This window comes from Amycolatopsis sp. NPDC049688 (assembly GCF_040674975.1).
In the GTDB taxonomy this organism is placed as follows: Bacteria; Actinomycetota; Actinomycetes; order Mycobacteriales; family Pseudonocardiaceae; genus Amycolatopsis.
In genome coordinates, this window is record NZ_JBFANY010000001.1 from 1,054,318 (window position 1) to 1,077,369 (window position 23,052).

The following is a 23,052-nucleotide window of genomic DNA, read 5'->3' on the forward strand; positions in this document are numbered from 1 at the left end:
GATCGACGGCCAAGCCGATTCGGGGGTTTGACATCGATGTCAGTGCTCTGGGGCGTCTCCTTCGACGCCACTCCGCTGTCCGGGGTCGTGGTCGAGTTCCTCAAGACGGCACGCCGGTTCGCCGCCCGCGGCCACCGCGTCCACCTGGATCTCGGGTACGACGTCAAAGCCGACAAGGGCGCCTTCTTCCGGCCCTACCGCGACGAAGCCCAGCTGCTGCCGGACTGGGTCACGCTCGACCGCGTCGACCGCGTCGAGGAGATCCGCGGCTACGACCGGGGTTTCGTCGAGCGCGTCCTGCGCGAGGTCGTCCAGGACGGGGACGGGACCCTGCGCCCGGAGATCGACCGGATCGCCGGCGAGCTGGCGGACCGGATCGTGGCCACCTGGGAACGCCTCGGCGTCACGATGGTGATGGTGGAGAACGGCACCCTGCCCGAGAACATCGCCTACACCGAAGGGCTGTACCGGGCGATCGGCCGCTACGGTGCCCGTCACCGGCTCGGCCGGTTCGTGTTCTGGCGCGACCACGACCTGATGTGGCAGAGCGAACCGGGGATCGCCAAGTACGGCCGGTTCCCGTACCCCGGTGTCCCCGCGCCGCGCAACTCCCCGCACATCCACTACTTCGCCCTCCACGAGCAGGCGAAGGCGCGGACGCTGGAGTGGGTGCCGGAGCTGGCGAACATCGACGTCCTGCCCAACTCCTTCACCATCGCGCCCGCGCGGATCGACGAGCGCAACGCGGCTTTCCGCCGGGACCACGGCATTCCCGAGGACGTCCCGCTGCTGGCCCGGATCACCCGGATCATCCCGCAGAAACGCATCGACCGGGACCTGCACCTGCTCGCGCTGCTGCCGGACGCGTGGCTGTTCGTCGCCGGCGACGTCGGCGAGACACCCACCGAGCACGCCCGGCTCGTCGACCTCGCGAACCGCCTGGGCGTGCGCGAACGCGTCGTGTTCGGCGGCTGGCTGACCCCGTACGACACCGCCGTCCCGGGCCGGTATTCCGTGCGCGATCTCCTGGCGCACGCGACCGTCGTGTCGTTCCTGACCTCCTACGACTACGAGAGCTACGGCAACCCGGTCAGCGAGGCGATCGCGTCCGGGACGCCGTACGTGACCAGCGGGTACGAGCTCTACGACGTCGTCTACGGCAGCTTCCGGGCCCCGGTGCTGGACATCCGGGCCCGCGACCTGCCGGACGCGGCGTTCGCCCGCGAGGTCGCCGAGCTGATCACCGACGAAGGGAAACGGGCCGAAGTGGTGCGGGCGAATTCGGAACTGGGACAGGCGCGCTTCGGCGCGCGGGTCGTCGACGACCTGGTCGACCGGCTGTACCCGCCGCCGATGGGGGCGGCGACGCGGCTGAGCGTCGTGCTGCCGGTGTACGACGAAGCCGCGAACCTCCCGGAGGTGCTGCGGACGCTGCACGACCAGCGTGACGGCGACGCGCCCCTGGACAAGAGCCGGTACGAGGTCGTGCTCGTCGACAACAACTCCACCGACGACACCGTGGCCGTCGCCCGCGCCTTCGCGGCCGCGCACCCGGACCTGGCCCTGCACGTCATCCACGAGCCGGAGCAGGGCGTTTCGTGCGCGCGGCGGGCGGGGATGGACTTCGCCGCGGCCCGCAGCCGGAACCGGCCCGAGTCCGACCCGGGGGAGCGGTTCTACCTCGTGTCGGCCGACGCGGACTGCCGCGTCGACCCGCACTGGCTGAGCGAGCTGTTCGCCGCGATGGAGTCGAGCAAGGCCGCGATCGGCGTCTGCGACTACTACTACAACGCCGATCACTTCACCGGACGGCCGCGGCTGTGGGACGCGATCCAGCGGACCCTGCGGTGCCGCGCGGTCACCTTCGCGCTCTTCGGCGGTTTCCCCGACGGCAAGGGCTTCGCCGTCGAGCGCGACGCCTACGAGCGGGCCGGCGGCATCGAGATCTTCTACCAGCTGCAGGACGGCAAGTTCGTCAACCACCTCTCCGACGACTGGGACTTCGGCATCAAGGTCGCCAACGGCGGCGACCCGATCACCTACGCGCCGCGCTCGCGCGTCGAGATCAACCCGCGGCGGGTCGACCACGCCATCGACGAGGTGATCTCCGGCCGCGCGTACGGTTCGGACGGCATCATCGTCATGCGCGACATCCGGCCGTCGGCACCCGCGGTCCCGGCCGACCTCACCGAGGCCGAGGCGCAGCAGGCGTGGGAGTTCTCCATCAAGGACTTCACGCCGAAGAACACCATCCTGCCGGTGCTGCTGACTCCGGCCCTGCTGGAGGACGACGCGGTCATCGCGTTCTTCGGCGCCGATCTGGCGGCCCGGCTGGCGCGGCGGATCGGCGAGATCCGGCACGAGATGCGCGTGGTCGACTTCACGCCGATCCACGCCTACAAGACGCCGTCGTACCGGCTGTACTTCGAGTTCGCCGACGAGCTGTTCGCCTGCCTGCGCCGGCACGTCGGCGAGGACATCGGGCACCCGCCGCCGCTGCCGCCGTGCCTGGCGGAGGTCCCGGCCGAGCGGTTCGCGGAGTTCGTCCGCTACTACTGCGAGGACCGCGAGTCGGGCGAGGCCCACAACTACTTCGGCAACGGAGGGGTGTTCTGATGAGTCTGGGTTACGAAGCCGCGATCGGCTCGCTGCACACGATCGACCCGGCGTGGCCGCGTCCCGCCGTGCTCGACGTCCTCGAAGCACCCGAGAACCGGCATCTGCTGGACTTCGTGCAGGAGGACCCGTTCGGGGCGCACGTGTTCCCCGGCAACGTGCCCGGCTCACCGGCGGACTTCCTGGCCGACCTGGACGCGCAGCTCGCGTCCAGCGGCCCGATCCACCTGTGGTCCTACATCCCGACCTGCGCCTACCGCTGCCGGTTCTGCCAGTACCCGGTGGTGCTGGTGAAGGGCAACCCCGAAGTGGCGTACGAGAAGGCGAAGTCCTGGGTCGACCTCAACCTCGCCGAGGCGCAGCTGTGGCTCGACGCCGTGCCGAACCTGCGCGGCGCCGAAGTGGGGGAGTTCAACGTCTTCGGCGGCACGCCGTCGCTGCTGCCGGAGCCCGAGATCCGCCGCCTGCTGGACTTCTACCGGGAGAACTTCGGGTTCACGGACGCGACGACGATCCGGTTCGAGGGCGACCCCAGCACGTTCACCCCGGCGAAGCTCGAGCTGCTGCGGGAGCTGGGCTGCACCAAGCTGTCCAGCGGGGTCCAGTCGTTCGACGACCACGTGCTGGAGCTGTGCGGCCGGGAGCACACGGCGTCGATGTGCGTCGACTTCGTCCGCAACGCTCGTTCACTGGGCTTCGAGTGGGTCAGCATCGACCTGATGTACGGCCTGCTCGACCAGAGCCTGGACAGCGTCCGCCGCGACCTCGACGTCGTGCTGGAGAACGAGGTCACGGCGGTGGTCTGCACGAAACTGCACCTGGCGTCCTACAGCGACACCCGCACCGGCGTCACCGGCGAGAAGCCGGCGGCGTGGCAGCTGCCGTCCTACCGCGACAAGCTGGTGCGCGACGGCCACCGCTGGCCGGCGCTCGGCGAGCAGTACCAGATGCGGGAGCTGCTGACCGAGGGCCTGCGCGCGGCGGGCTACACCGAACACCCGACGATGTACTTCGCGCGCGACGGCCTCGGGCCGGAGAAGTGGAAGGCCATCATGGTCGACCAGGACAAGCAGGAACCCGAGGTGGCGATCGGGCTGGGCGGCAGCTCGAGCTGCCGCGCGTCCGAGGCGATCACCGACGTGAACTCCCGCCGCTACACCGAAACCGTGCTGTCCGGCCGGATCCCGCTGGGGTCGGCGACGCGGTTCACCCCCGAAGCCCAGGAGGCGCGGGCGGTCAAGATGGCGCTGACGACGCTGCAGCCGGTGCGGGATTCCCTGCACCGTGCCCGCTTCCCCGGAAGGTCGCTGTTCGCCGAGCCGTGGCTGGGCAAGTTCCGTTCGCTGGCTTCGCGCGGGCTCGTCCGCTTGGGACCGGACGCGATCGAGCTGACCCCGGCGGGGGAGGTGCTCGTCGAGGCGATCATCACCACCGAACTCTGATCACTGCATCGGGTGACAGAAGCCTCGCGGGGACCGAGCACGGCAGGCAGCATGGAACCGGACCTGTTCCTTCCGAGATCGGAGCCTGCATGAACCTGATCGTGGCGGGACAGCGGGTGTCGGGTGCGGCCGCGCTGGCGGTGCTCGCCGCGGCGGTGCTCGCGGCACCCGCCCGGGCCGACTACTCCCTGGCGGACACGAACTACGCGGGCACGCAGATCGTGCGGCACGAAGGCGTCCAGGGCGCTCCTCGTGCCGAAGCGGTCGAACAGACCCTCGGGCACGACGTCAGCGGCCACCAGGGCCCGGTCGACTGGCCCGCGGCGGCCGGCGCGGGGGCGAAGTTCAGCTACGTCAAGGCGACCGAGGGCACCGGGTTCGTCAACCCGCAGTTCAACCAGCAGTACGACGGTGCACACGCGGCGGGCCTCATCCGCGGGGCGTACCACTTCGCCCGCCCGGACGTCTCCGGCGGCGCCGAGCAAGCGGAGTACTTCATCGCGCACGGCGGCGGCTGGCTGCGGGACGGCACCACCCTGCCCGGTGCGCTGGACATCGAGTACAACCCCTACGGCGACGTCTGCTACGGCAAGACCCCGGCGGACCTGACGGCGTGGATCGGGGACTTCACCCGCACGTACCTGGCGAAGGTCAAGCGCAGCGCGCTGATCTACACGAGCACGGCGTGGTGGAAGCAGTGCACGGGCAACACCGGCCGGTTCGGCGGCACGAACCCGCTCTGGCTGGCCCGGTACGCCCCGGTGATCGGCGAACTGCCCGCGGGCTGGGACAAGCAGAGCATCTGGCAGTTCGCGCGCAGCGGCGTGCTGCCGGGCGACCAGAACTACTACAACGGCCCGATCACCCGGGTCCAGGCCCTGGCGAAGGGTTAGCGCCGCCGGCGCAGGTCGGGCCACGGCGGCCGGTGCACCATGGCGATCCCGGCGAGGGTGGCGGCGACCAGCCCGACGCCCACGCCCAGCAGCGCGACGCGCGTGGCGTCGACGGCCGGTGCCCACCGGGCCTGGCCGTCGCGGACCGCGAACACCCCGACCGGCCGGTGGACCGGGATCACCGTGGTGCCGTCCGGGGTTTCGTACGGATCGCCGAAGAGGCGTGGTTCGGTCATGCCCGCCATCGAATCGGACTCCGCCGTCGCTGACAAGATCGGACAAAACCTTGTCGTCTCCGTGACCGGCTGCTTACCATGCGGTGTCGAGGTCTTCGTCATCCGTCCTTTGTGGACTCAGGAGGCGCCGTGCGCAGGATCGCCCTTCTCCTCGCGGTTCTGGTGGCCGTCGTCGCCGCGCCGGGAGCCGCCGGGGCCGGGCACGCCTGGTTCACGTCGTGGGCGCAGTCGCAGGACGGCCGGGCCGACACCGCGGTGAACAGCCAGTCGCTGCGCATGCTCACCCACCTCAGCCAGGGCGGCGACGCGGTCCGCGTCCGGTTCCAGAACACCTTCGGCACCGGGCCGCTGACCATCGGGCACGCCACCGCCGGGCCGGGCGCGGGCGGCGCCGCGGTGTCCTTCACGCGTGACCTGACCTTCGGGGGCCGTGCCGCGGTCACGATTCCCGCCGGCGGCGAGGTCTGGAGCGACGAGACCAGGCTCGCGACGCGGCCGGATTCCGACCTCGCGGTGAGCCTGTCGGTCGAGGGCACGGCGGTGCCCGGCCGCCACGGCGCGGCCCTGAGGGACAACTACCTCACGCCGCCGGGCTCGGGTGACCACGCCGGCGACGTCTCCGGTGCCGCCTTCACGGCCACGGTGGGCTCGACGTACGTCGTCAGCGCCGTGGACGTGCACAACGCGGCCTTGCGGGGTGTCGTCGTCCCGTTCGGCAGCTCGGTCGTCGACGGCATCGGCAGCACGAACTGCGGTCCGGGCTGCACCGAACCGGGCGCGAACCGGCGCTGGACCGACGACCTGGCGCGGCGGCTGGTCGCCTCGGCGGTCCCGCTCGCGGTGGCCAACGCCGGCGTCTCGGGCACGACGAGCGCCCGATCCTGCCCGGCGATGCCGCCGTCGGTCGCGGGACTGGACGCGTCGAGCCGGCTGGACCGGGACGTCCTGGCGCTGCACGGCGTCACGGCGGTCATCTACTACTACGGCACCAACGACCTGGCCTACGGCTGCGACGCGGCGACGATCCTCGACAGCTACCGGTCGGTGTTCGCGCGGCTGCGAGCGGCGGGGATTTCGGTGTACGTCACGCCGAGCACGCCCCGGCCGGGCTACTCCGACCAGGCGAACCTGGCCCGGCACGAGATCGCGCTGTTCGTCGGGCGCTGGAGCACCTGCGGCGGTGCGTGTTCCGGCGTCGTGGACTTCGACACGGTGCTGGCGGACCCGCTGAAGCCGAACAGCATCCTCCCGGCGTACGACAACGGCGACGGCATCCACGCGAACGCCGCCGGCCAGCAGGCCCTCGCGGACTTCGTCTCGCTCCCGATGCTCGCCCGATCCGGGCCGGTTCTCCACACGATGGGGTGACGCGGCGAGTCGGAACGGCGGAACTGTGCCCGCGGGTCCGCAGAGTACGCCGGGTGATGAACGAGTCGATGGACGACGCCGGGTGCTGCCTGCTGTCGGTGGCGTGGAACGTCGCCCCGCTGGCGGAAGGAGAATCGGCCTCCCGCCGCACGGAACTCCGGCGCACGCTGGTGACGACGTGCCGGAAGGCCGGCCACGGCGCGCGCGACTGGGCGGCGCGGCACGGGACGGGCACCGAGATCCAGTACCGCCCGTTCCTGCAGCTCGCCGACGTCGCCTACGAGATCGCGACGCTGTTGTTGCTGGTGGAGGACTTCCTGGTCCCGGACCTGGAACGCGAGCACCGCCGCTGGGCGGAGATCGAGGAGCTGACGACCCGGCTGACCGAGCTCGCGGACTGGACGTCGGCGTTCCTCTTGTCAGGCGCATCCTTACGGCTGTAAGGTCGGGCCTGACAAGGAGGTGCTGTGGTGATTGCCCGCTGTTCGTTCTGCGCAAAGCCCAACACGGAAGTGGAAGCCCTGGTGGCCGGCCCGGGAGTGTTCATCTGCGACGGCTGCGTACAGCTGTGCGTGTCGGCGATCGAAGGAAGACCGGCGGACGTGCCGATGATCGCCCCGTGGGAGCACGACCTCCCGCTGGAGCAGGTGCTGCAGAACCTGGCCCCGGTGTCAGCGGCGAGCACCCAGGTCCAGGAGAACCTGGCGGCTTGGGTGGGGAAGGCCCGAGAGCTGGGTGGCACGTGGTCCCAGATCGGCGAGGCTTTGGGCATGACCCGGCAGTCGGCGTGGGAGCGGTTCGCGTAGGGGTGCTCTTACACTCGAGGCCATGGGGTGGCTTGTCGCCGGGGCTGTGGTGTTCGTCGTCTACGCCGCTTTCATGTTCAAGATCGCGGTCCTGGGCGTGGCGATGGACGGCGCCCGGAAGAAGCCGGCGACCGGGTGGTCGCTCCTTGGCACGTGGTTGCTGCTGCTCGCCGTTCCGTTGTGGCTTCCTGTGTTCCTGCTGATCAGCGGTCTCAAGGACCGCTTTCCGCGGTGAGCGGGCTGGTCAGCCTCGGAGCTGAATCACGCCGGGAGATGAAAAAAGCCACGTCCACCTGCGTGAACGTGGCTGATCCGGTCGGGCTGACAGGATTTGAACCTGCGACCCCTTGCACTTACTCGCTGGATTGATGGCCTGCGGTCAACCCAGGTTCTGGTGGTTAAGCAGCGAAGATCCGAGCTCTCAGCCATCGTTATTTGTCGTCGTTCGTGGGTGCCGTGTGGGCAGAATGTGGGTCGCGGGTTCTGAGCGTGGGCGGGTCCTATGTGCTGGCCATGGCTCTGGAGTCGGGGTTCCGTTGGGCATGTTGCGCGTGGTTCGGTTGCGGAGGGATGCCCGCCCGCGTCTCCATAGGGTAACAACCTCTCACCTTCTGTAACACGCTAGTCGTTTCGGGAGATTACCTGCTGCCGAGGTTGCGTAGATTTTGAGGAGTTGAGGAGTTGTCGAAGTTGTCGACGGAGGGTGAGCCGTCAGGGGTTAGTGACGGCCGCCTGTTGCTGAAGTGGAAAACTGTCGGGATCGTTGGCTCATTAAGCGGTATCGGATGTCTTGGAGTGCTGATAACGGTTGTCAGCATTAAGGATATAGACACTCTCTCTACGGTTGCGCTAGTTCTGGCGATCCTTGCGTTTGCGATACAAATTATGATCTTTATTGCGCAGACTTCGGCGGCTACCGAGCAGAGTAGGTCAACGCTCGAAATCAACTCGGAGACCAAGTCAATCTTAAGTGAGCTACGGACGAGAACGCAGGCAACAAACGATGTGTTGAATCTGCAATTCAACAAGCTCCTTGATAAAATGCTGTTCGTTACACAGGAATCTGAGCAGAATGCATCGGATGATGCGGCTAACTCTTCTGGTGAGGGGTTCGAGGTTTACCTGCAGGAGATGAGATCCGCACTGATTGAGCTGAAGAAGGACGTGAATAACTCTTCAAGGGCCAGGTTTCGGTCCGACGAGGAAGTGTACGATGTCTCCGCTGAGGAGCGGGCCTACAGGCGTAGGTTGCTTGACGTCCGACAGTGGCCGAATCGAAAACTGGAGGAGGACCTGCGGGCGGGTGGTCTGGCTGACCTGACTGAAGAGGGGGCAGGGCTGTTGGACCAGTATGCGAGCGCCTATTTGCGCGATGGCGCGAGGGTCAAAGTCCATTTTGTGTTGGATCCCAACAGTGGGGCGGTCGCGGAGCTTCTCAAAGCTGACGTCATTTCCCTGCTGACCTCAGGTGCTAAGGGGGGAGTTTACGGCTTAACGAGAAAAGGTCAATTTGCGGTCCGTCTGGTCATTGCGGATCCTCCGCCGCATGCCTTCAAGAAATTCCCGTGGCTGCGGTACCTGCGTCCGACTCTTTTTGAGTTTTCAGATATGTCTAATGTGCCAGGCGGCGGGGATGGTAAGACTACTGGATAATCAAGTGGGCGGCCTTTTCGGCATCTCGTCGACCTGGCGCAGCCAGATCACGCTGGGTCAAGGGGGCGCCTCTGCGCATCACCGCCACTTGCCTACTCGGCCGTCCCCTTGACGCGGCGTGATAGCCCTCCGGGAGGTCGACGGGATGCCGTTTGGCCGCACACGGACGCAACCGCCGCGCTCGACTCGGCCATCTCGGAGACCTGCCCGTCCGGCGAGGACATTCACTTCTTCTTGAGCTGCGGCCTTCAGTGCGGCCGCCGGCCGGTCGCGTGGGTGCCGGAGGCGGGCCCCGCGCGTGCCGGCCGATAGCGGCGCGGCCCCGGCGGGGCCGCCTTGAACAAGAAAAGAAACTCTGAACACACGGACCGACGTGGACAGAGCAGGCTACTTCGTGGGGATAAGACGGCTGTCGTACCCGGCAGTGATCAGGCGGTCGTAGGCGGTTTCGACGTCGGCAGGGATCTTCTGGGGTATGGCATATCCCGCTTCGGCGTAGACGGTGAGTCGCTGGGTGTCGCCGACGAGCATGTCAATCACGCGCTTCGGGTCTCCGATGCTCTCGACGTAATCGGCTAGCGGCTGCTGGATCGCCGAGCAGAGGAAGTCGACCTCCGGCCACAGCTTCTTCGCGGTCGTGTACGCCCGGCGTTGTTGGTAAGGCCTGCTGAGAATCAAGGCCCTGGCGACGCTGACGCCCCGCTGGCGGAGTAGGTCCCGGGTGAACTCGAAGTTCTCCGCTGTATTCGTGGCCTTCGGCTCAACGAGGATGGCGGAGTCCGGGACGCCCTTGCTCATGGCGATCTCCCGGTAGTGCACGGCCTCGCCGCGGGGGAACCGGTCGACGGTCGTCGGAGCGTTGGCGCCGGTGAACGCGATCAGTGGGAAGAGCTGTTTGTGGTACAGCTCGGCCGCGTAGACGGCGACGCTCGGGTCATGGCTCCCGAGTCCGATCGCGACGTCGACCGGCCGTAGAGGGTCGTCGATGCGGTGGAAGTTCCACAGCGTTTCGACGTCTTCCTTCAGCTCCGGGGGGATTTCCGGCGTCGACATAGGACGGGCTCCTCGCGGTGGCTACTCAGGGATCTCGAACGTGTAGGACCACGCGAACCGGGACGCCGCGTGAACTCCACGCGCGAACTCGACCGGCGTGCCGTCCGCCGTCCGCGTCGTCCGTTCCAGGACCATCACGGGTTCGCCGGCCGGGAGCTCCAGTTCTTCGACCTCCTCGGGCGTCGGCATCCGGGAGTGGAACGTCTCGGTCATGGTGTCGGGCTCCAACCCCTGAAGCGTGAGTACGGCGAAGCCACCTCCCGGGGTCGCGGTCCCGGGTTTCGGATCGACAATCGGAGTGCCCTCGACGTGCTCGGGGCGGTAGTAGCTGGTGAGCGTGTGAGTCGGGTGTCCGTCCTGCTTGACCAGTCGTGCGCGCTCGTACACGAGGCTTCCGGGTTCGACGCCCAACGCCGTCGCGACGTCCGCATCGGCCTCGACCTTGCGGACCTGGTTTGTCTGGTCGTTCCGGTGCCAAGTCTGTCCTGAAGCCTCGCGGTCGGCGGCGAATGCCACGAGTCCGAACTTCCACTTGCTCTTCGCGTAGCGCTCGACGCCGAGACGCTTCATTGGTGGTCGTGCTCGAACGACGGTGCCGCGCCGGCGAACGGAGGTCACCAGTCCTTCGGATTCGAGAACGCTGATGGCCTTGCGCACCGTGTTGACGTTGATGTCGTACTGGTCGGCGAGGTCATCCTGCTTTGGAAGCGTGCTGTCCGGCGGGTAGTCACCTGCCTTGATCGCGTCCCTCAGTAGTGAGGCCAGGTCGCGGTAGCCGATCGTCAAGCCGCCTCCTCTCGGTGGGCGATAACCCTATCTCTACCTGCAGTCTACCGCCGCAGCACGGTGATAGAGATAGTTCTATTGACACTGAGCGTCCATGGAGGTCTAATAGAGATAGTTCTAATGACAACCAAGGGAGGCGGCATGCAGGACATCCCGTTCGTCAGCTCGGGTTACCGGTTCATGGTCACGGAGGCCCCGACCATGAAGATGCGCGAGGTGAGGGGGGAGCTGGTCCCGGCGACGGATCGTGAGGGCACTCCGGCGTTCGTGGTGATGCTGTTCGCGAAGCCGCGTCAGGTGGAGGGGCGCCGGCCGGGCAAGGGGGAAGAGATCAAGGTGACGCTCGCGGCGGACCCGGGGGAGGGGTTCGAGGAGGGCACCTATGTGGAGTTGATCGACCCGGTGTTGAACACGTGGCAGACGACGGGTGAGGACGGCCGGATTACCGGTTCGGGTCTGTGGTTCAAGGCGCTGGGGCTCAAGCCTGCCGGGTCGGGTGCTGCGCAGCGCGCCGCCTGATTCCGGCTTCATGACCGGTGGGTGACCGGTTCGCGCGGCTACCTCCCCGGCCGTGGCGTGATCACCACCCTGGAGCCCTTCCCAAATAGGTTGGCGGCCCGTTTCGAGTCGGGCGAGGGCACTTCTTTGTTCTTTGACAAATACACAGTGGGCCGATCCATGCCTGAAACCGCGTTGTTTGTGGTGGCGCGCCTCGATTCCCGGCCGGACAGGTCGTCCGGGAGTCCTGGGGTTCTACTACGGAGTTTCGAGCGGGAGGAGTGGGCGAATGGGTGGGCTGAACGCGGTTCGGGGTGGGTTGTCGTCGTATGACCCGCACGGCCCGAAGCGGGGTTAGCGGTGGCTGGCCACGTGTGTTCCGCGAGTTTTTGGTTGTCGCCGACACGGATTGCCACGTGCACCGTGTGCGGCGCCCAGTGGCAGATGTGAGGAGGAGAAGCGGTGTTTACGTACTTGGTGTGGTTGGTGCTGGTGGGGTTGCTGATCGTGGCGTCCCCGGTGTTCGGGGTGCTCGCGCTGGTCTCGGGGTTGGCGCTGGCGTGGCGGGCCGGCCGGTGAGCCGCCCGGTGAAGGTCGGTGTGGTGATCCGCATGCTGGCCGCGCGGCTGGAGCGGGAACGCACCGCCGCGTTGGCGGAGCAGACCGAAGACCTGGGCTGGCAGGCGGGCTTCTGTGAGGGCCTGAAGCACGCGCAGCACGTGATCCGGAACGGAGGCTGAGATGCCGGAAATCCTGGCGATCATCGAGGCGGCGAACAAGGCGTACCGGGCTTTCGTGGCCACCGGTCCGGATCGGGAGATCAAGGTGGCGGTCGGGAACGCGGTGCGTTTCCTGGCTGCGGACCTGACGACGGCGGCTGAGCTGGTCGCCATGACACGCGAAGGGTAAGCGCAATGCAGCACGAGATCCGAGACATGATCGACGGCCTGACCGTCGCGTTCCACAAGTTCCGCAGTGCTGACGTTCCGGATGAGGCGAAAGTGCAGGCCGGCCGCTGGGTCGCCGCCCTGATCGGTGACCTGTCCAACATGGCCTGGCAGCTGGAGCACAACCCGGGACGGTGGAGCTGACATGCAGATCGCGGCACTGAATCGGCGGGCGCAGGAGCGTTACGCGACGTTCGTGAACAACATGGACATGGTGGCTGAAGTCCTCCTCGACGTCGACAAGCTGATCGACTGTTACGACGCGGACGCGATGGCCGGTTCGTGGACCATCGCCACCCAGGACGAGCTGAAGGCGCTGCGCACCAAGGCGTTCGACGAACTGGACCGGCTGCGCATGCTCGGCAAGAAGCACGAGGCCGAGCTGGTTTCGCGGGAATGGAGGTTCTGAGATGGCACACCAGGTCGACCGAGTCGTCGAAGACCTCGGGAGCGCGCTGAGGCAGCTGAAGGACTCGATGCGCGGGATGCCGCTGCACAAGAACGGGTTCAAGGCCGCGCACGACCGCATGGCCCGCGCGATGGGCACGCTCACCACCGAGCTGACCGACGCCCGCGCCGCGATCAAGCCTTGACCTGACCCGAACATGATCCGTTTCGCACGCGACCGGCCCCGCTACGTCCCATCACGGGATGCGGGGCCGGTCTTGTGCTGTTCGAGAGGACCACCCACCATGAACACCCCCAAGTCGTCCCGCAAGGTCGGGACCGAATTCAGGGCGCTGAAGTGGCTGTTCCGCCACCCCGGCGCCACCCTGGGCCCGGCCGCCGTCTTCGGATCCGGGCTGGAACTGGGCTGGAGCGCCACGGGCGGGATCGCCGGCGGCACGGTCGGCGCGTTGACGTGCTGGTACCGGGCGCACCCGGACACCTTCGACCACTACGCCGCTCCGCGCCTGCGGGCCTGGCGGCGCCGCTGGTCGGTGTATCTCGGGCCGCGCTTCGCCCGGGCACTGCGGGCGTGCGACATGTACGTCACCGACCGCAAGACCGGCGAGGACCTCCTCCCGCGGATCACCCGGCTGCGCTCCTACTCCCCGTCGGTGGACGTCGTCACGATGGCGCTGGCTCGCGGGCAGGGGCGCCGCTCGATCGAGGACAACCTTGACCGGCTGGCCGACACGCTGAAGGTGCAGCGCATCGCGTTCGAGCACCCGAAGCCCGGCTACGTCGCGCTGATCATCGAACGCTCGGAGCCGTTCACCGAGACCATCCCGGCCCCGGAGATGCCGGCGGAACCGGACGCGGTCGACCTGGACGACATCTACGTCGGGGACACCGAGTACGGCACGGACTGGCGGCTGCGGGTCCGCGATCACCTGTTCGTGGCCGGCGCGACCGGCGCAGGCAAGAACTCGATTGTCCTGTCGGAGCTGCGCGGGTTGGCGCCGCTGATCCGCGACGGGCTGGTCCGGCTGTGGGTGTGCGACCCCAAGCAACTCGAGTTCCGCAAGTTCGGTGACGCCGATGCGGCCTACCGCTACGCCGACACCGAGGAAGCGTGCGCGGACCTGGTGGCGGAGTACGTCGCCGATCTGCGCGAGGTGCAGCAGGACTTCGCCCGCACCGGCCGCCGCAAGATCGAGGTCTCGGCCGAGACGCCGCTGAACCTGCTGATCATCGACGAGGTCGGCGCGCTGCTGGCCTACGGCGACGGCACCATCGCCCGCACGCTGCGCAAGCTGCTGGCCATCGTTGGCTCCCAGGGCCGCGCGACGGGGCATTTCATGACCGCGCTGGTGCAGGAACCCAGCAAGGACGTCGTCCCCGTCCGGGACCTGTTCCCGACCCGGGTGTGCCTGCGCGTCACCGCACAGTCGCACGTGGACATGGTCCTGGGGGAAGGGGCCCGGCTGCGCGGCGCGCTGGCCGATGAGATCCCGAACGTCCCGGACACCGCGGGCATCGGCTACGTGATCCGGCAGCGCACCCGCGTCCCGCAGCGCGTCCGCGCCGCCTACGTCGACGACCGCGAGATCGATGAGCTGATCGCGTTCATCCGCTCCGGCCGGCCGACGCCCGGACTGTCGGTGGTGGCGTGATGACCACGGTCAACTACCCGGCCGTCGTGCACGCCCCGCACTACGAAGTCCTCGTCCGCGACCGGCGGGGCTGGCCGGAACAGACCAACCAGCGGCTCTACCGATCCCTGGCCGCCGCGCAGCGGGGTCTGGAGTACCTGCCGCTGCCCGGACAGTTCGGCGCCCGCATCGTCACCTACGACGTCGCCTTCTACGCCCGCTGCGGGGTGTGCGGCGACTTCGTGGAGTCGGGTGAATGGATCTTCGCGGACTGGCTGGTGGTCGTGCTGGTGGTCACGGACTCTCCGGGGTGGAGCTGCACCCCGGAACAGCTCGTCTTCTGCTCGCAGCACCGACCCGACGGGGAGGACTGACCATGAGCCAGGTCAACTACCCCGCGGTCGTGCACGCCCCGCACTTCGTCGTCGAGAAGCTGACCGACCGCGGTCGTCTGCAGCGGCTGAGTGCCCGGGTCTACTCCTCGCGCGAGGACGCCGAAACCTGGTCCAGCGTGCTGCGGGAATCGGGGGACGTGGTGTTCATCGCCGAGTACAGCATCGCCTACTACGCCCGCTGCGGCGTGTGCGGCGAGTTCCCCGACACCGAACGGATGCGGTTCGTCGACTGGACCGAACTGACGCATTACCTCGCCCAGGAGCCCGGCTGGGGCTGCACCAGCGAACAGCTCGTCTTCTGTCCCACCCATCGACCTTTCGGAGAGGAATAGCCATGTGGCGTCTCGGTTTCTTCCTGTGGCGGACCTGGCTCTACATCAAGTACGGCGTCCCGGCCGGCGTCGTGCTCTGGCTGATCTACCTCGCCCAGGGCTGGTCGCTGCTGTTCTGGATCGCAACCGCGGTGATCGGCTGCGTCGGGCTCGGGATGGTGCTGGCGGTCGGGGAGTTCCGCCATCGCGAGTTCGGCGACATCGGACGGGAGCACATCCGATGACCCGCCGCAACGATCCCGGACAGCTCGGCCTGTTCGGCACCCCCGCGCCCGCTCCGGCACCCCCGGCCGGCCGGGCCTGTCCACCCGCCCGCGGGCGGCGCAAGGCTCCCGGATCGCCCGGAAAACCGCTGGTGGCCAAAGACGTCCTCGCCGACGTCCGGGACGGCAAATTCGGGCTGCTGGACGACACCGACCGCGTGATGGTGATCGACGCGGACGGACACTGCCGGGCCGCCGGCGAAGAGGACATCGTCGTGCACCTGATGTCTGTCGGCTACGTCGAACGCAGCCCGGCCCGGGAGACGATCTCGTGCCTGCACGGTGTCGTCCGCAAACCCGTCCTTCCGCTCCGCCTGACCCGACGCGGCCGCGACAAGCTGCAGCGCTGGTCCAACCTCACCCCGCTCTGAAAGGAGAACACCATGTCCACTGCGGACAGTACGAACCGGACTCGTCGGCTGGTGGACACGATTCGGGTCCTGGTCGCCGTGGTTCTCGGCACGATCGGCGCGGCGGCCGGGTTCACCCACACCCACGACTGGGCTGTCCACCACGGACAGCTCGGCTGGATCGCCTGGGCCGACGCCGTGGTCATCGAGGGCATCGTCATCGTGGCCGGGTTCGAGATCCAACGCGACCACCGCGCCGGCGGAACCCGCAAGCTCACCTTCCCGGTGGCCGTGCTGGTGGCCGGGTTCGGGGTGCAGATGGCCGCGCAGGTCGCCCTCGCCGAACCCACCCCGGCCGGGTGGCTCGTGGCCGCGATGCCGGCACTCGGGTTCCTCGTGGTGGTGAAGCTGCTCATGCGCCGTGCCCCGGACCCGGCGCTGGAGTCCGGTCCGGATCCCGCGCCGGTCACCGTCACCGCCGACCGTGCGGACATCGGGACCGAACCCGGCCGGCCGCCGACAGCCGTCGACGCGGGCCGGCCCCGGCTCAAGCTCCCCGCGGAGCTGACCAGCCGGATCCACACCGCGGCCGAAGCCGCCCGCAGCGAGGGCCGGGAGCTGACCATCGAAGAGATCCGCCGCGTCGTGCGCGTCCCCGAACCGCTGGCCGTGCAGATCCTGCGCGAGCTCACCACCGGCTGACCCACCACGCACGCCCCCGCGACGGCGCGGGAGCCCCGGCTTCCTGGCCCGGCTCCCGCGCCTTCTTCGTGCCCGCCCGACCGAAAGGCTCCGACATGCTGACGTTGGACGACCGCCTCACCGCCCGGGTCCAAGCCCGTGACTACCAGGACTGGCGCAACAAGGTCCGCGCCGTCAACGGCTGCGCCCGACCCATCCGCCTGTTCGGGGCGCACCAGCTCCAGGACGCCACCACCGGCCGCGTCCTGCACCACCACGGCGGCGACATCTTCGCCCCGTGCGGCAACCGCCGCTCCGGGGTCTGCCCGGCCTGCTCCGACCGTTACGCCGCCGACGCCTTCCACCTCATCCGCGCCGGCCTCACCGGCGGCCACAAAGGCATCCCCACCACGGTCAGCGACCGGCCGCGCGCGTTCGTCACCCTCACCGCCCCCTCATTCGGGCCCGTCCACACCGCCCACATCACCAAATCGGGGAAGCGGCGGCCGTGTGGGTGCGGGGATTACCACCACGACGACGACACCCGCGTCGGCGCCCCGCTCGATCCTGAGACGTACGACTACGTCGGGTCGGTGCTCTGGCAGGCCCACGCCGGCGTGCTGTGGCAGCGGTTCACGATGCGGCTGCGGCGGGAGATCGCCAAACGGGCCGGGCTCAAGGCCCGCGAGTTCGCCGAACAGGCCCGGCTCTCCTACGGCAAGGTCGCCGAATACCAGCGCCGCGGCCTCGTGCACTTCCACGCCGTGGTGCGTCTCGACGGCCCCGACGGCGCCACCTCACCGGCTCCCGGGTGGGCGACACCGGACCTGCTCGAAGACGCGGTCTACGCCGCTGCTGGGGCCGTCCTTGTCCGCGCCGCGTACCCGGACGGCACCGAGTTGCCGCTCACCTGGGGCACGCAGGTCGACGTCCGCCGGATCGAGCCCGCCGGATCGGCTGAGCTGGAAGACGAGAACGGTCAGATCTCCGAAGCCCGCCTCGCCGCATACATCGCCAAGTACGCCACCAAGGGGACCGGCAAAAGCGAAGCCGCCGACCGGCCCATCCGGTCCCAGCTTGACATCGACCACCTGAAGGTCACCGAACACCACCGCCGCATCATCCAAACCGCCTGGGACCTCGGAGACCTCCCGGCCTACGAGGAGCTGAAGCTGCGCCGGTGGGCACACATGCTCGCCTTCCGCGGCCACTTCCTCACCAAATCGCTCGCCTACTCGACCACGTTCAAGGCCATCCGCGGGGATCGGCGGGCCTTCCGCCTGGCCGAAACGCTCGAACGGCTCGGCCTCACCGAGCAGGCCGACTCGATCGCCGTGGTTAACGACTGGCGCTTCGACGGCGCAGGCTACCGCGACGACGCCGAACGCGAACTCGCCGCCGGCATCGCCGAACGCATCCGCGACGACCGCAAACACAAATACAGCAAGGAAAACTGCCATGAGTGACCGTCTACTCAGCATCAAAGACCTGTCCGCCTACCTCCAGGTTCCCGTCAACACGCTCTACCAGTGGCGCAAGACCGGCAAAGGACCCGCCGGGTTCCGTGTCGGCAAGTACGTCCGCTACCGGCCGACCGATGTGGACGCCTGGGTCGACGGACAGGCGGCCTGCTGATGGCGCGGGCGTGGGTGTACGACCGAACGAAAAAGGCGGCTCATCGTTCGGCTGTGGCGAAGGCCAAGGCCGCGGGTCGGCAACCACCGGCACGATGGGAGGTCCGCTACTACGACTTGACGGGCGCACTTCGTTCCGAGGTCGCGGCGAACAAGGACAAGGCTGACGCGCGCCGGGCGGAGCTTGAGGACTCTCTCCGCCGGCGGTCGTACGTGGACCCCGCATCGTCCAAAGTCGCGCTCGCGGAAATCGCCGACAAGTGGCTCGACAGCCGACATGACCTTCGCCAGTCCACCTGGTGGAAGTACCGCGGTCTGCTGGACAACCACGTCATTCCACGCTGGGGGAGTGTGCCTCTGCACGCACTCAACCACGAGGACATCTCGGTCTGGGTGGCGGCCTTGCTCAAGCCGAAGGACAAGGGTGGGAGCGGGCTGGGGCCGTCCCAGGCGCGTCATGCGTACCGCGTGCTGGCGATGGTCTTGGAGTGGTGCGTTCCGGGGCGGATCCCCACGAACCCGGCTCGCAAGGTGAAGCTGCCGGTGCGGCCCGAAGCGGAGCATGTGTACCTGACCTACGAGCAGGTGGAGACGCTGGCCAATGCGGCAGCGGAGCTGAGGACGAAGTACGACCAACCCACCGCTGCGTCCGCGGTCAACCGCGCGTTGATCCTGCTCCTGGCCTATACCGGCCTTCGATGGGGTGAGGCTGCTGCTCTGCGTGTCGGTCGGGTTGACCTGGTGAAGCGACGGATTCGCGTTGCGGTGACGTTCTACGAGGTCGGGGGAGTGCAGCACGAGGGTCTGCCGAAGACCGGCAAGATGCGGACCATATCGTTCCCGGCGTTCCTCGTTGACGTGCTGCGCCCGCTGGTCACGGGGCGGCAGCCTGACGAGCTGGTGTTCACCACCGCCCGCGGGCAGTCACTTCGGGCGAACAACTGGCGGATGCGCGAGTTCAACCCGGCCGTCAAGGCTGCCGATCTCGGTGTCGTCGGGCTCACGCCGCACAAGCTCAGGCACACGGCCGCCTCGATGGCCATCGCGGCCGGCGCCGACGTGAAGGTCGTTCAGCTCCAGCTCGGGCAAGCCGACGCCTCCGTCACGCTGAACATCTACGGTCACCTGTGGCCGGATCGCCTGGACGAGGTTTCGGACGCGCTGGACAGCCGACGCACGGAAGCACTCGCTGGCATGGCGGCCTGATGAGCAGCCCCGGGGCGTGTGGGCAGAATGTGGGCAGCCCCGGGGCTGAGCCATGCCTGGACATGAAAAAAGCCACGTCCACCTGCGTGAACGTGGCTGATCCGGTCGGGCTGACAGGATTTGAACCTGCGACCCCTTGACCCCCAGTCAAGTGCGCTACCAAACTGCGCCACAGCCCGGACCCGCACTCCCTGAGTGCGTGGAAGTACTTTAGCGTGCCCGCCGAACCCCCTCGCAACCAGGGTCCCCAGTCCCCCTGAACTGCGGAAACAGGCCAGGGAGACGATCAAGCCGGGTTCGCCGCGTGGGTCAGGGTCTGCCATGCCACGAACAGGCCGTTCGAGCCTGCCGGGCGCTGGCGGTCCGTCAACGTCTGGGTGTTCGTCATCGTGATGCCCATGCGGGTGCTCAACGCGTTGAACCCCACCTCCGTCACCGGGCCCAAGCCGAGGTTCAGGTGGCCGCCGCACAGCCATGACGGCGCCGCTGCGCCCAGCTGGTACTTCGACTGGAAGCCCAGGGCCTGGCGCAGGCGTGTGCCCACGTCCGTCCCGTACACGTCCTCGCCCTGGATGTGGAGCGTCTCCGCCACGTCCGCTATCGCCGCTATGCCGTAGCCCGTGTGGGTGAAGTCGCGGCAGGTCTCCTGGGTCAGGCCGTCCACAAATGTCGATTGGCCCTGCCAGTAGTTCACGATTTCCGCGCGGGAAGAGAGGCCGCTGCCGGGCACCGTCTTCGGCAGGGAACCGTCGGTGGACAGGTAGACGTAAGCCGCCACGCGGTTGCGGTAGCGGGTTACCGCCTTGTCGTAACTTGTCCTGTCCTCCAGGAACACCGAGATCTCGACCGCCGCCTCCATCATGGACAGTTCCCAGTTTCCGTTGCTGTTGCTGCCGTTGATCACCTTGCTCAGGTAGACATTGCGCAGCATCGTCGCGAACCGGCCCGAATTCGGCCAGCTCGAATACGTGTACTTGATGATCTCCGCCGCGCGGGGCCACGATGATCCGGCCCAGCCCGTCTGGAGGGGTGCGTTGCTGTTCGTGTGGCTTGTGATCACCGCCGACCACGCGTCCATCAGGGAAATCGCTTTCTGGGCGTACCGCGTGTCGCCCGAGATGTACCAGATCAGCGCGTCCGTATACGCCGCGATGGCGTCTTCGCGCTCGTCCGTGCAGCCGTAGTTGGGGTTCGAATACGAGCCGCATTCGACTACGGCGCGGGGTTTCGGGGTCCGGGAAAGGGAAGCGTACGGGCTGGCCAGAGCCTGGTCGTACGCCGCCTTCCAGGGCTGGGTGCCCGCCTTCACCTTGGCTTTGACGAAGTCCAGCTGCGGACGGCTGACCAGCACGCCCGGGTGGGTGAACGTCGCCGGGGCGGCCGTGGCCGGGGTGGCGGGCAGCAGCCCCAGCAACAGTGAGACCAACACCAAGACCAAGCGGGACATGGCGCTCCTCGAGACGACGGTGTCTTCGGGTAGGCCGGCCCAGTGTCATGGTCCAGACCATGGTTGGTCAAGAGTAAGAAACGCGTTCAGCCCGCTGAACAAAAAGGTTCAGCGGGCTGAACGAACTGTCAGCCGAGTCCGGCACTCACCGCGTTCATCAACGCGCCGGTGTCGCCCGACATCTCCCACGCCATCACGCCGAGCAGGCCGCGCGACTTCAGCCACGTCGTCTTCAGCCCGATCGACCAGGCGTCGTCGAACGTCCACCACTGGCCGCCGTTGCCCGTGTAGCACGACGTCGCCACCGCGGCCGTGTCGTGGTGGACCGTGCAGTTCGGCACGCTCGCCAGCAGGTTCGCGTACCCGCGGGTGCCCGCTTCCTCGGCGAACTGGCCCGGCGCCGCGCCGGTCGCCGACTGCCATTCGCCGCTCTTCCCGCCGTCGGCCACGCCCTGCCAGCCGCGGCCGTAGAACGCGAGGCCGAGCGTCAGCCGCCGCGGGTCGACGCCCGCGTTCGTGTACGCATTGATCGCGCTTTCCGCACTGAAGTGGAAGTTGTACGGGTCGTCCGCGTCGGCGTACAGGTTGCCCTGGTGGCCGGTGCGGTTCGGCTCCCACGAGTTGTCGCTGCCCGAACCGTGGAAGTCGTACCCCTGCACGTTCGCCACGTCCAGGTAGCTGAAGACTTTCGACAGGTCCCAGCCCGACGCGACCTTGGCCGGGTCCGCCGGCGTGAACGCGTGCAGCTGGTACCGCTTGCCGGTCGTCGCGCCGTAGGCGTCCATCTGCGTGCGGAACTCGGCCAGCAGCGCGGTCAGGTTCGCCTTGTCGTTCGGGCTCCAGTGGTTGCCCGGGTGCCCGTCGCCGCTCGCCGGCCATTCCCAGTCGATGTCGATGCCGTCGAAGATGCCCGCCGCCGTGCCCGGGCCGCCCGCGCCGCCGTACGACGCGATGTTGCCGTTCAGCCAGGTGTCCACACAGGACGCGACGAACTTCTTGCGCGACGCGTCCGTGGCGGCGACGTCCGAGAAGTACTTCGAATACGTCCAGCCGCCCAGCGACACCAGCACCTTCAGGTTCGGGTGCTTCGCCTTGAGCTTCTTGAGCTGGTTGAAGTTGCCGCGCAACGGCTCCCAGCCCGTGTCGGCCACGCCGTCGACCGACTGCGCCGCCGAGAACGGCCGCGAGTAGTCGGCCTCGGCGTCCCCGGCGCCGTCACCCTGGTTCGGGTCCTGCGGATTGGCCGTGGTGCCCTTCGTAACGCCGGAAAGGCAGGTGAGGTTCACTGGGTCGATGTTTTCGAACGCGTACAGCAGGTGCGTCAGCTTCGCCGCCGCGCCCGAAGTCTCGAGGTTCTTGACGAAGTACTGGCGCCCGTAGATGCCCCACTGCACGAAGTACCCGACTTTCGCGTAGCCCGAGACGATGTCGCCGGTCTTCGCGGTGACGGCCGCGCTCGGCGCCGACACGTTGTCGTAGCCGTCGCGAGCCCGGACCGTGAAGGTGTACGAAGTGGACGGTGCCAGCCCGGTCACCACGGCGGACGTCGTCGTCACCGTCGTGGCCAAAGTGGACCCGCGATAGACGTCGTAGCCGACGACACCGGTGTTGTCGGTCGACGCGGTCCACGCCAGGGACACACTGCCGGAGTCCGCGGCCGTCGAGCGCAGGCCGGCCGGCGCCGACGGCGGCTGCGTGTCGTCGGCCGGGTTGTTGGTCGTGATGGCCAGCGCGCCGCTCGCCGGGGACGTGTTCCCCTTGGCGTCCTTGGCCTTCACCGTGAAGGAGTACGCGGTACCCGGTGTCAGCCCGGAAATCGTGGCGCTCGTCCCGGTCACCGACGTCGCGAGGGCTGAACCCTGGTAGACGTCGTACCCGGTCACCGGCAGCGAACCGGCGGTCGACGCGTTCCAGGCCAAAGCGACCGTCTTGGTCGTCTTCGCGACCAGGCGGAGGTTCGCCGGCGCGCCCGGCGGCGTGTCCGGTGAACCGTCGCAGTTGGCGTTGTCGACGCGGCATTGCGCCGGGGTCGCGGCCGCGCTGAGCCGGAACGTCGGACTGTAGGGGTAGGTCGTGCGGCCCGGCGCCAGGGTCGCGATGTAGTAGGCGGGGGTCAGCGTGACCTGGGTGCCGTCCTGCGTCACGGTGCCGTTTTCGCCGGTCGACGCGGTGACGCCGGCGGGCAGGGTGAACGTGATGGCCCAGTTGCCGACCGACGCGGTGCCGGTGTTGGCGACGGTGTACGTGCCGGTGGTGCCGCTCATCGCCAGGGTGGCGGTCAGCGAACCAGCGGCAGCGGCGGGTGGCGCGAGCGCCGCGGTGCCGCCGGCTGCGAGCAGCAAGGCGGCGAGCGCGGAGCGTAGTCGTGCGGGAGTGCGTCTCATGGCGGTTCTCCAAGCGGCACGAG

Annotated in this window: 28 protein-coding genes and 1 tRNA gene; 23 read left to right on the forward strand and 6 right to left on the reverse strand. The window is 68.1% G+C overall.

Going from position 1 to position 23,052, the window contains the following annotated elements; translation table 11 throughout:
* Positions 1 to 36: 36 nt before the first annotated feature.
* From AB0J55_RS04425 to AB0J55_RS04435, 3 genes are all read left to right on the forward strand, one after another.
* The gene (locus AB0J55_RS04425; protein ID WP_364242636.1) at positions 37 to 2,616 is read left to right on the forward strand and encodes a glycosyltransferase; all 2,580 of its coding nucleotides are present in this window, start codon (positions 37 to 39) and stop codon (positions 2,614 to 2,616) included.
* On the forward strand, positions 2,616 to 4,058 hold the full coding sequence (locus tag AB0J55_RS04430) for a radical SAM protein (protein WP_364242639.1): 1,443 nt from the start codon (positions 2,616 to 2,618) through the stop codon (positions 4,056 to 4,058). The genes AB0J55_RS04425 and AB0J55_RS04430 overlap by 1 nt, the downstream gene beginning before the upstream one ends.
* An 89-nt stretch (positions 4,059 to 4,147) precedes the next feature.
* On the forward strand, positions 4,148 to 4,951 hold the full coding sequence (locus tag AB0J55_RS04435) for a lysozyme (protein WP_364242642.1): 804 nt from the start codon (positions 4,148 to 4,150) through the stop codon (positions 4,949 to 4,951).
* On the opposite strand, the gene AB0J55_RS04440 is transcribed toward AB0J55_RS04435, so the two are convergent.
* Entirely contained in the window at positions 4,948 to 5,187 is a 240-nt protein-coding gene (locus tag AB0J55_RS04440) for a hypothetical protein (protein ID WP_364242645.1), read from the reverse strand. The two genes, AB0J55_RS04435 and AB0J55_RS04440, sit on opposite strands and share 4 nt — an antisense overlap.
* A gap of 129 nt (positions 5,188 to 5,316) precedes the next feature.
* Here AB0J55_RS04440 and AB0J55_RS04445 point away from each other — a divergent pair, with 129 nt between their 5' ends.
* From AB0J55_RS04445 to AB0J55_RS04465, 5 genes are all read left to right on the forward strand, one after another.
* Positions 5,317 to 6,555, forward strand: coding sequence for a GDSL-type esterase/lipase family protein (locus tag AB0J55_RS04445; protein WP_364242647.1), 1,239 nt, complete (start codon positions 5,317 to 5,319; stop codon positions 6,553 to 6,555).
* Between the two features lie 56 nt (positions 6,556 to 6,611).
* Positions 6,612 to 6,998, forward strand: coding sequence for a hypothetical protein (locus tag AB0J55_RS04450; RefSeq protein WP_364243411.1), 387 nt, complete (start codon positions 6,612 to 6,614; stop codon positions 6,996 to 6,998).
* 27 nt (positions 6,999 to 7,025) lie between these two features.
* Positions 7,026 to 7,361 carry a ClpX C4-type zinc finger protein gene (locus AB0J55_RS04455; protein ID WP_364243413.1) on the forward strand — a complete coding sequence of 112 codons (336 nt, stop codon included), beginning with the start codon at positions 7,026 to 7,028 and terminating at the stop codon, positions 7,359 to 7,361.
* A gap of 22 nt (positions 7,362 to 7,383) precedes the next feature.
* On the forward strand, positions 7,384 to 7,596 hold the full coding sequence (locus AB0J55_RS04460; protein WP_364242649.1) for a hypothetical protein: 213 nt from the start codon (positions 7,384 to 7,386) through the stop codon (positions 7,594 to 7,596).
* Between the two features lie 446 nt (positions 7,597 to 8,042).
* Entirely contained in the window at positions 8,043 to 9,014 is a 972-nt protein-coding gene (locus tag AB0J55_RS04465) for a hypothetical protein (protein ID WP_364242651.1), read from the forward strand.
* A 387-nt stretch (positions 9,015 to 9,401) separates the two neighbouring features.
* Here AB0J55_RS04465 and AB0J55_RS04470 read toward each other — a convergent pair whose 3' ends face one another.
* Together AB0J55_RS04470 and AB0J55_RS04475 are read right to left on the reverse strand one after the other, a co-directional pair.
* Positions 9,402 to 10,067 carry a YdcF family protein gene (locus AB0J55_RS04470; RefSeq protein ID WP_364242653.1) on the reverse strand — a complete coding sequence of 222 codons (666 nt, stop codon included), beginning with the start codon at positions 10,065 to 10,067 and terminating at the stop codon, positions 9,402 to 9,404.
* Between the two features lie 21 nt (positions 10,068 to 10,088).
* Positions 10,089 to 10,853 (reverse strand): GntR family transcriptional regulator, encoded by a 765-nt coding sequence (locus tag AB0J55_RS04475; RefSeq protein ID WP_364242656.1) that lies wholly within the window; start codon positions 10,851 to 10,853, stop codon positions 10,089 to 10,091.
* Positions 10,854 to 10,994: 141 nt separating this feature from the next.
* On the opposite strand from AB0J55_RS04475, the gene AB0J55_RS04480 reads away from it, so the two are divergent.
* The 15 genes from AB0J55_RS04480 to AB0J55_RS04550 all read left to right on the forward strand — a co-directional run bounded on the left by AB0J55_RS04480 (position 10,995) and on the right by AB0J55_RS04550 (position 19,198).
* Positions 10,995 to 11,372 (forward strand): hypothetical protein, encoded by a 378-nt coding sequence (locus AB0J55_RS04480; protein WP_364242659.1) that lies wholly within the window; start codon positions 10,995 to 10,997, stop codon positions 11,370 to 11,372.
* A 581-nt stretch (positions 11,373 to 11,953) separates the two neighbouring features.
* The gene (locus AB0J55_RS04485; protein WP_364242661.1) at positions 11,954 to 12,091 is read left to right on the forward strand and encodes a hypothetical protein; all 138 of its coding nucleotides are present in this window, start codon (positions 11,954 to 11,956) and stop codon (positions 12,089 to 12,091) included.
* A 1-nt stretch (position 12,092) separates the two neighbouring features.
* Positions 12,093 to 12,260 (forward strand): hypothetical protein, encoded by a 168-nt coding sequence (locus AB0J55_RS04490; RefSeq protein ID WP_364242663.1) that lies wholly within the window; start codon positions 12,093 to 12,095, stop codon positions 12,258 to 12,260.
* 5 nt (positions 12,261 to 12,265) lie between these two features.
* Positions 12,266 to 12,442, forward strand: a complete 177-nt coding sequence (locus tag AB0J55_RS04495) for a hypothetical protein (RefSeq protein WP_364242666.1) — start codon at positions 12,266 to 12,268, stop codon at positions 12,440 to 12,442.
* A gap of 1 nt (position 12,443) precedes the next feature.
* The gene (locus tag AB0J55_RS04500; RefSeq protein WP_364242668.1) at positions 12,444 to 12,707 is read left to right on the forward strand and encodes a hypothetical protein; all 264 of its coding nucleotides are present in this window, start codon (positions 12,444 to 12,446) and stop codon (positions 12,705 to 12,707) included.
* Between the two features lies 1 nt (position 12,708).
* On the forward strand, positions 12,709 to 12,891 hold the full coding sequence (locus AB0J55_RS04505) for a hypothetical protein (protein WP_003055774.1): 183 nt from the start codon (positions 12,709 to 12,711) through the stop codon (positions 12,889 to 12,891).
* A gap of 99 nt (positions 12,892 to 12,990) precedes the next feature.
* Positions 12,991 to 14,358, forward strand: coding sequence for an FtsK/SpoIIIE domain-containing protein (locus AB0J55_RS04510; protein WP_364242671.1), 1,368 nt, complete (start codon positions 12,991 to 12,993; stop codon positions 14,356 to 14,358).
* Positions 14,358 to 14,711 carry a hypothetical protein gene (locus AB0J55_RS04515; protein WP_364242674.1) on the forward strand — a complete coding sequence of 118 codons (354 nt, stop codon included), beginning with the start codon at positions 14,358 to 14,360 and terminating at the stop codon, positions 14,709 to 14,711. The genes AB0J55_RS04510 and AB0J55_RS04515 overlap by 1 nt, the downstream gene beginning before the upstream one ends.
* A 2-nt stretch (positions 14,712 to 14,713) precedes the next feature.
* Complete coding sequence (locus AB0J55_RS04520) at positions 14,714 to 15,064, forward strand: hypothetical protein (RefSeq protein WP_364242676.1); 351 nt, start codon at positions 14,714 to 14,716, stop codon at positions 15,062 to 15,064.
* Between the two features lie 2 nt (positions 15,065 to 15,066).
* Positions 15,067 to 15,288, forward strand: a complete 222-nt coding sequence (locus tag AB0J55_RS04525; RefSeq protein ID WP_364242679.1) for a hypothetical protein — start codon at positions 15,067 to 15,069, stop codon at positions 15,286 to 15,288.
* Positions 15,285 to 15,698, forward strand: coding sequence for a hypothetical protein (locus tag AB0J55_RS04530; RefSeq protein WP_364242681.1), 414 nt, complete (start codon positions 15,285 to 15,287; stop codon positions 15,696 to 15,698). Before AB0J55_RS04525 ends, AB0J55_RS04530 begins: the two co-directional genes overlap by 4 nt.
* A 12-nt stretch (positions 15,699 to 15,710) precedes the next feature.
* A complete protein-coding gene (locus AB0J55_RS04535; RefSeq protein ID WP_364242684.1) occupies positions 15,711 to 16,379 on the forward strand; it encodes a DUF2637 domain-containing protein in 669 nt (222 codons plus the stop codon).
* A gap of 95 nt (positions 16,380 to 16,474) precedes the next feature.
* A complete protein-coding gene (locus tag AB0J55_RS04540) occupies positions 16,475 to 17,824 on the forward strand; it encodes a replication initiator (protein WP_364242687.1) in 1,350 nt (449 codons plus the stop codon).
* Positions 17,817 to 17,993 (forward strand): helix-turn-helix domain-containing protein, encoded by a 177-nt coding sequence (locus AB0J55_RS04545; RefSeq protein ID WP_364242689.1) that lies wholly within the window; start codon positions 17,817 to 17,819, stop codon positions 17,991 to 17,993. The genes AB0J55_RS04540 and AB0J55_RS04545 overlap by 8 nt, the downstream gene beginning before the upstream one ends.
* Before the next feature lie 53 nt (positions 17,994 to 18,046).
* Positions 18,047 to 19,198 carry a tyrosine-type recombinase/integrase gene (locus tag AB0J55_RS04550; protein WP_364242691.1) on the forward strand — a complete coding sequence of 384 codons (1,152 nt, stop codon included), beginning with the start codon at positions 18,047 to 18,049 and terminating at the stop codon, positions 19,196 to 19,198.
* A 105-nt stretch (positions 19,199 to 19,303) separates the two neighbouring features.
* Here the strand turns inward: AB0J55_RS04550 and AB0J55_RS04555 are convergent.
* From AB0J55_RS04555 to AB0J55_RS04565, 3 genes are all read right to left on the reverse strand, one after another.
* Positions 19,304 to 19,377, reverse strand: a tRNA-Pro gene (locus AB0J55_RS04555).
* A 107-nt stretch (positions 19,378 to 19,484) separates the two neighbouring features.
* The gene (locus tag AB0J55_RS04560; protein ID WP_364242694.1) at positions 19,485 to 20,645 is read right to left on the reverse strand and encodes an alginate lyase family protein; all 1,161 of its coding nucleotides are present in this window, start codon (positions 20,643 to 20,645) and stop codon (positions 19,485 to 19,487) included.
* A gap of 128 nt (positions 20,646 to 20,773) precedes the next feature.
* Positions 20,774 to 23,029 (reverse strand): glycosyl hydrolase family 18 protein, encoded by a 2,256-nt coding sequence (locus AB0J55_RS04565; protein ID WP_364242697.1) that lies wholly within the window; start codon positions 23,027 to 23,029, stop codon positions 20,774 to 20,776.
* Positions 23,030 to 23,052 lie beyond the last annotated feature (23 nt).

Coding starts and splice junctions, on each gene's coding strand:
- AB0J55_RS04425 (WP_364242636.1), top strand. CDS start 37: ATGTCAGTGCTCTGGGGCGTCTCCTTCGACGCCACTCCGCTGTCCGGG.
- AB0J55_RS04430 (WP_364242639.1), top strand. CDS start 2,616: ATGAGTCTGGGTTACGAAGCCGCGATCGGCTCGCTGCACACGATCGAC.
- AB0J55_RS04435 (WP_364242642.1), top strand. CDS start 4,148: ATGAACCTGATCGTGGCGGGACAGCGGGTGTCGGGTGCGGCCGCGCTG.
- AB0J55_RS04440 (WP_364242645.1), bottom strand. CDS start 5,187: ATGACCGAACCACGCCTCTTCGGCGATCCGTACGAAACCCCGGACGGC.
- AB0J55_RS04450 (WP_364243411.1), top strand. CDS start 6,612: ATGAACGAGTCGATGGACGACGCCGGGTGCTGCCTGCTGTCGGTGGCG.
- AB0J55_RS04460 (WP_364242649.1), top strand. CDS start 7,384: ATGGGGTGGCTTGTCGCCGGGGCTGTGGTGTTCGTCGTCTACGCCGCT.
- AB0J55_RS04470 (WP_364242653.1), bottom strand. CDS start 10,067: ATGTCGACGCCGGAAATCCCCCCGGAGCTGAAGGAAGACGTCGAAACG.
- AB0J55_RS04480 (WP_364242659.1), top strand. CDS start 10,995: ATGCAGGACATCCCGTTCGTCAGCTCGGGTTACCGGTTCATGGTCACG.
- AB0J55_RS04490 (WP_364242663.1), top strand. CDS start 12,093: ATGCCGGAAATCCTGGCGATCATCGAGGCGGCGAACAAGGCGTACCGG.
- AB0J55_RS04495 (WP_364242666.1), top strand. CDS start 12,266: ATGCAGCACGAGATCCGAGACATGATCGACGGCCTGACCGTCGCGTTC.
- AB0J55_RS04500 (WP_364242668.1), top strand. CDS start 12,444: ATGCAGATCGCGGCACTGAATCGGCGGGCGCAGGAGCGTTACGCGACG.
- AB0J55_RS04505 (WP_003055774.1), top strand. CDS start 12,709: ATGGCACACCAGGTCGACCGAGTCGTCGAAGACCTCGGGAGCGCGCTG.
- AB0J55_RS04510 (WP_364242671.1), top strand. CDS start 12,991: ATGAACACCCCCAAGTCGTCCCGCAAGGTCGGGACCGAATTCAGGGCG.
- AB0J55_RS04515 (WP_364242674.1), top strand. CDS start 14,358: ATGACCACGGTCAACTACCCGGCCGTCGTGCACGCCCCGCACTACGAA.
- AB0J55_RS04520 (WP_364242676.1), top strand. CDS start 14,714: ATGAGCCAGGTCAACTACCCCGCGGTCGTGCACGCCCCGCACTTCGTC.
- AB0J55_RS04525 (WP_364242679.1), top strand. CDS start 15,067: ATGTGGCGTCTCGGTTTCTTCCTGTGGCGGACCTGGCTCTACATCAAG.
- AB0J55_RS04530 (WP_364242681.1), top strand. CDS start 15,285: ATGACCCGCCGCAACGATCCCGGACAGCTCGGCCTGTTCGGCACCCCC.
- AB0J55_RS04535 (WP_364242684.1), top strand. CDS start 15,711: ATGTCCACTGCGGACAGTACGAACCGGACTCGTCGGCTGGTGGACACG.
- AB0J55_RS04540 (WP_364242687.1), top strand. CDS start 16,475: ATGCTGACGTTGGACGACCGCCTCACCGCCCGGGTCCAAGCCCGTGAC.
- AB0J55_RS04545 (WP_364242689.1), top strand. CDS start 17,817: ATGAGTGACCGTCTACTCAGCATCAAAGACCTGTCCGCCTACCTCCAG.
- AB0J55_RS04560 (WP_364242694.1), bottom strand. CDS start 20,645: ATGTCCCGCTTGGTCTTGGTGTTGGTCTCACTGTTGCTGGGGCTGCTG.
- AB0J55_RS04565 (WP_364242697.1), bottom strand. CDS start 23,029: ATGAGACGCACTCCCGCACGACTACGCTCCGCGCTCGCCGCCTTGCTG.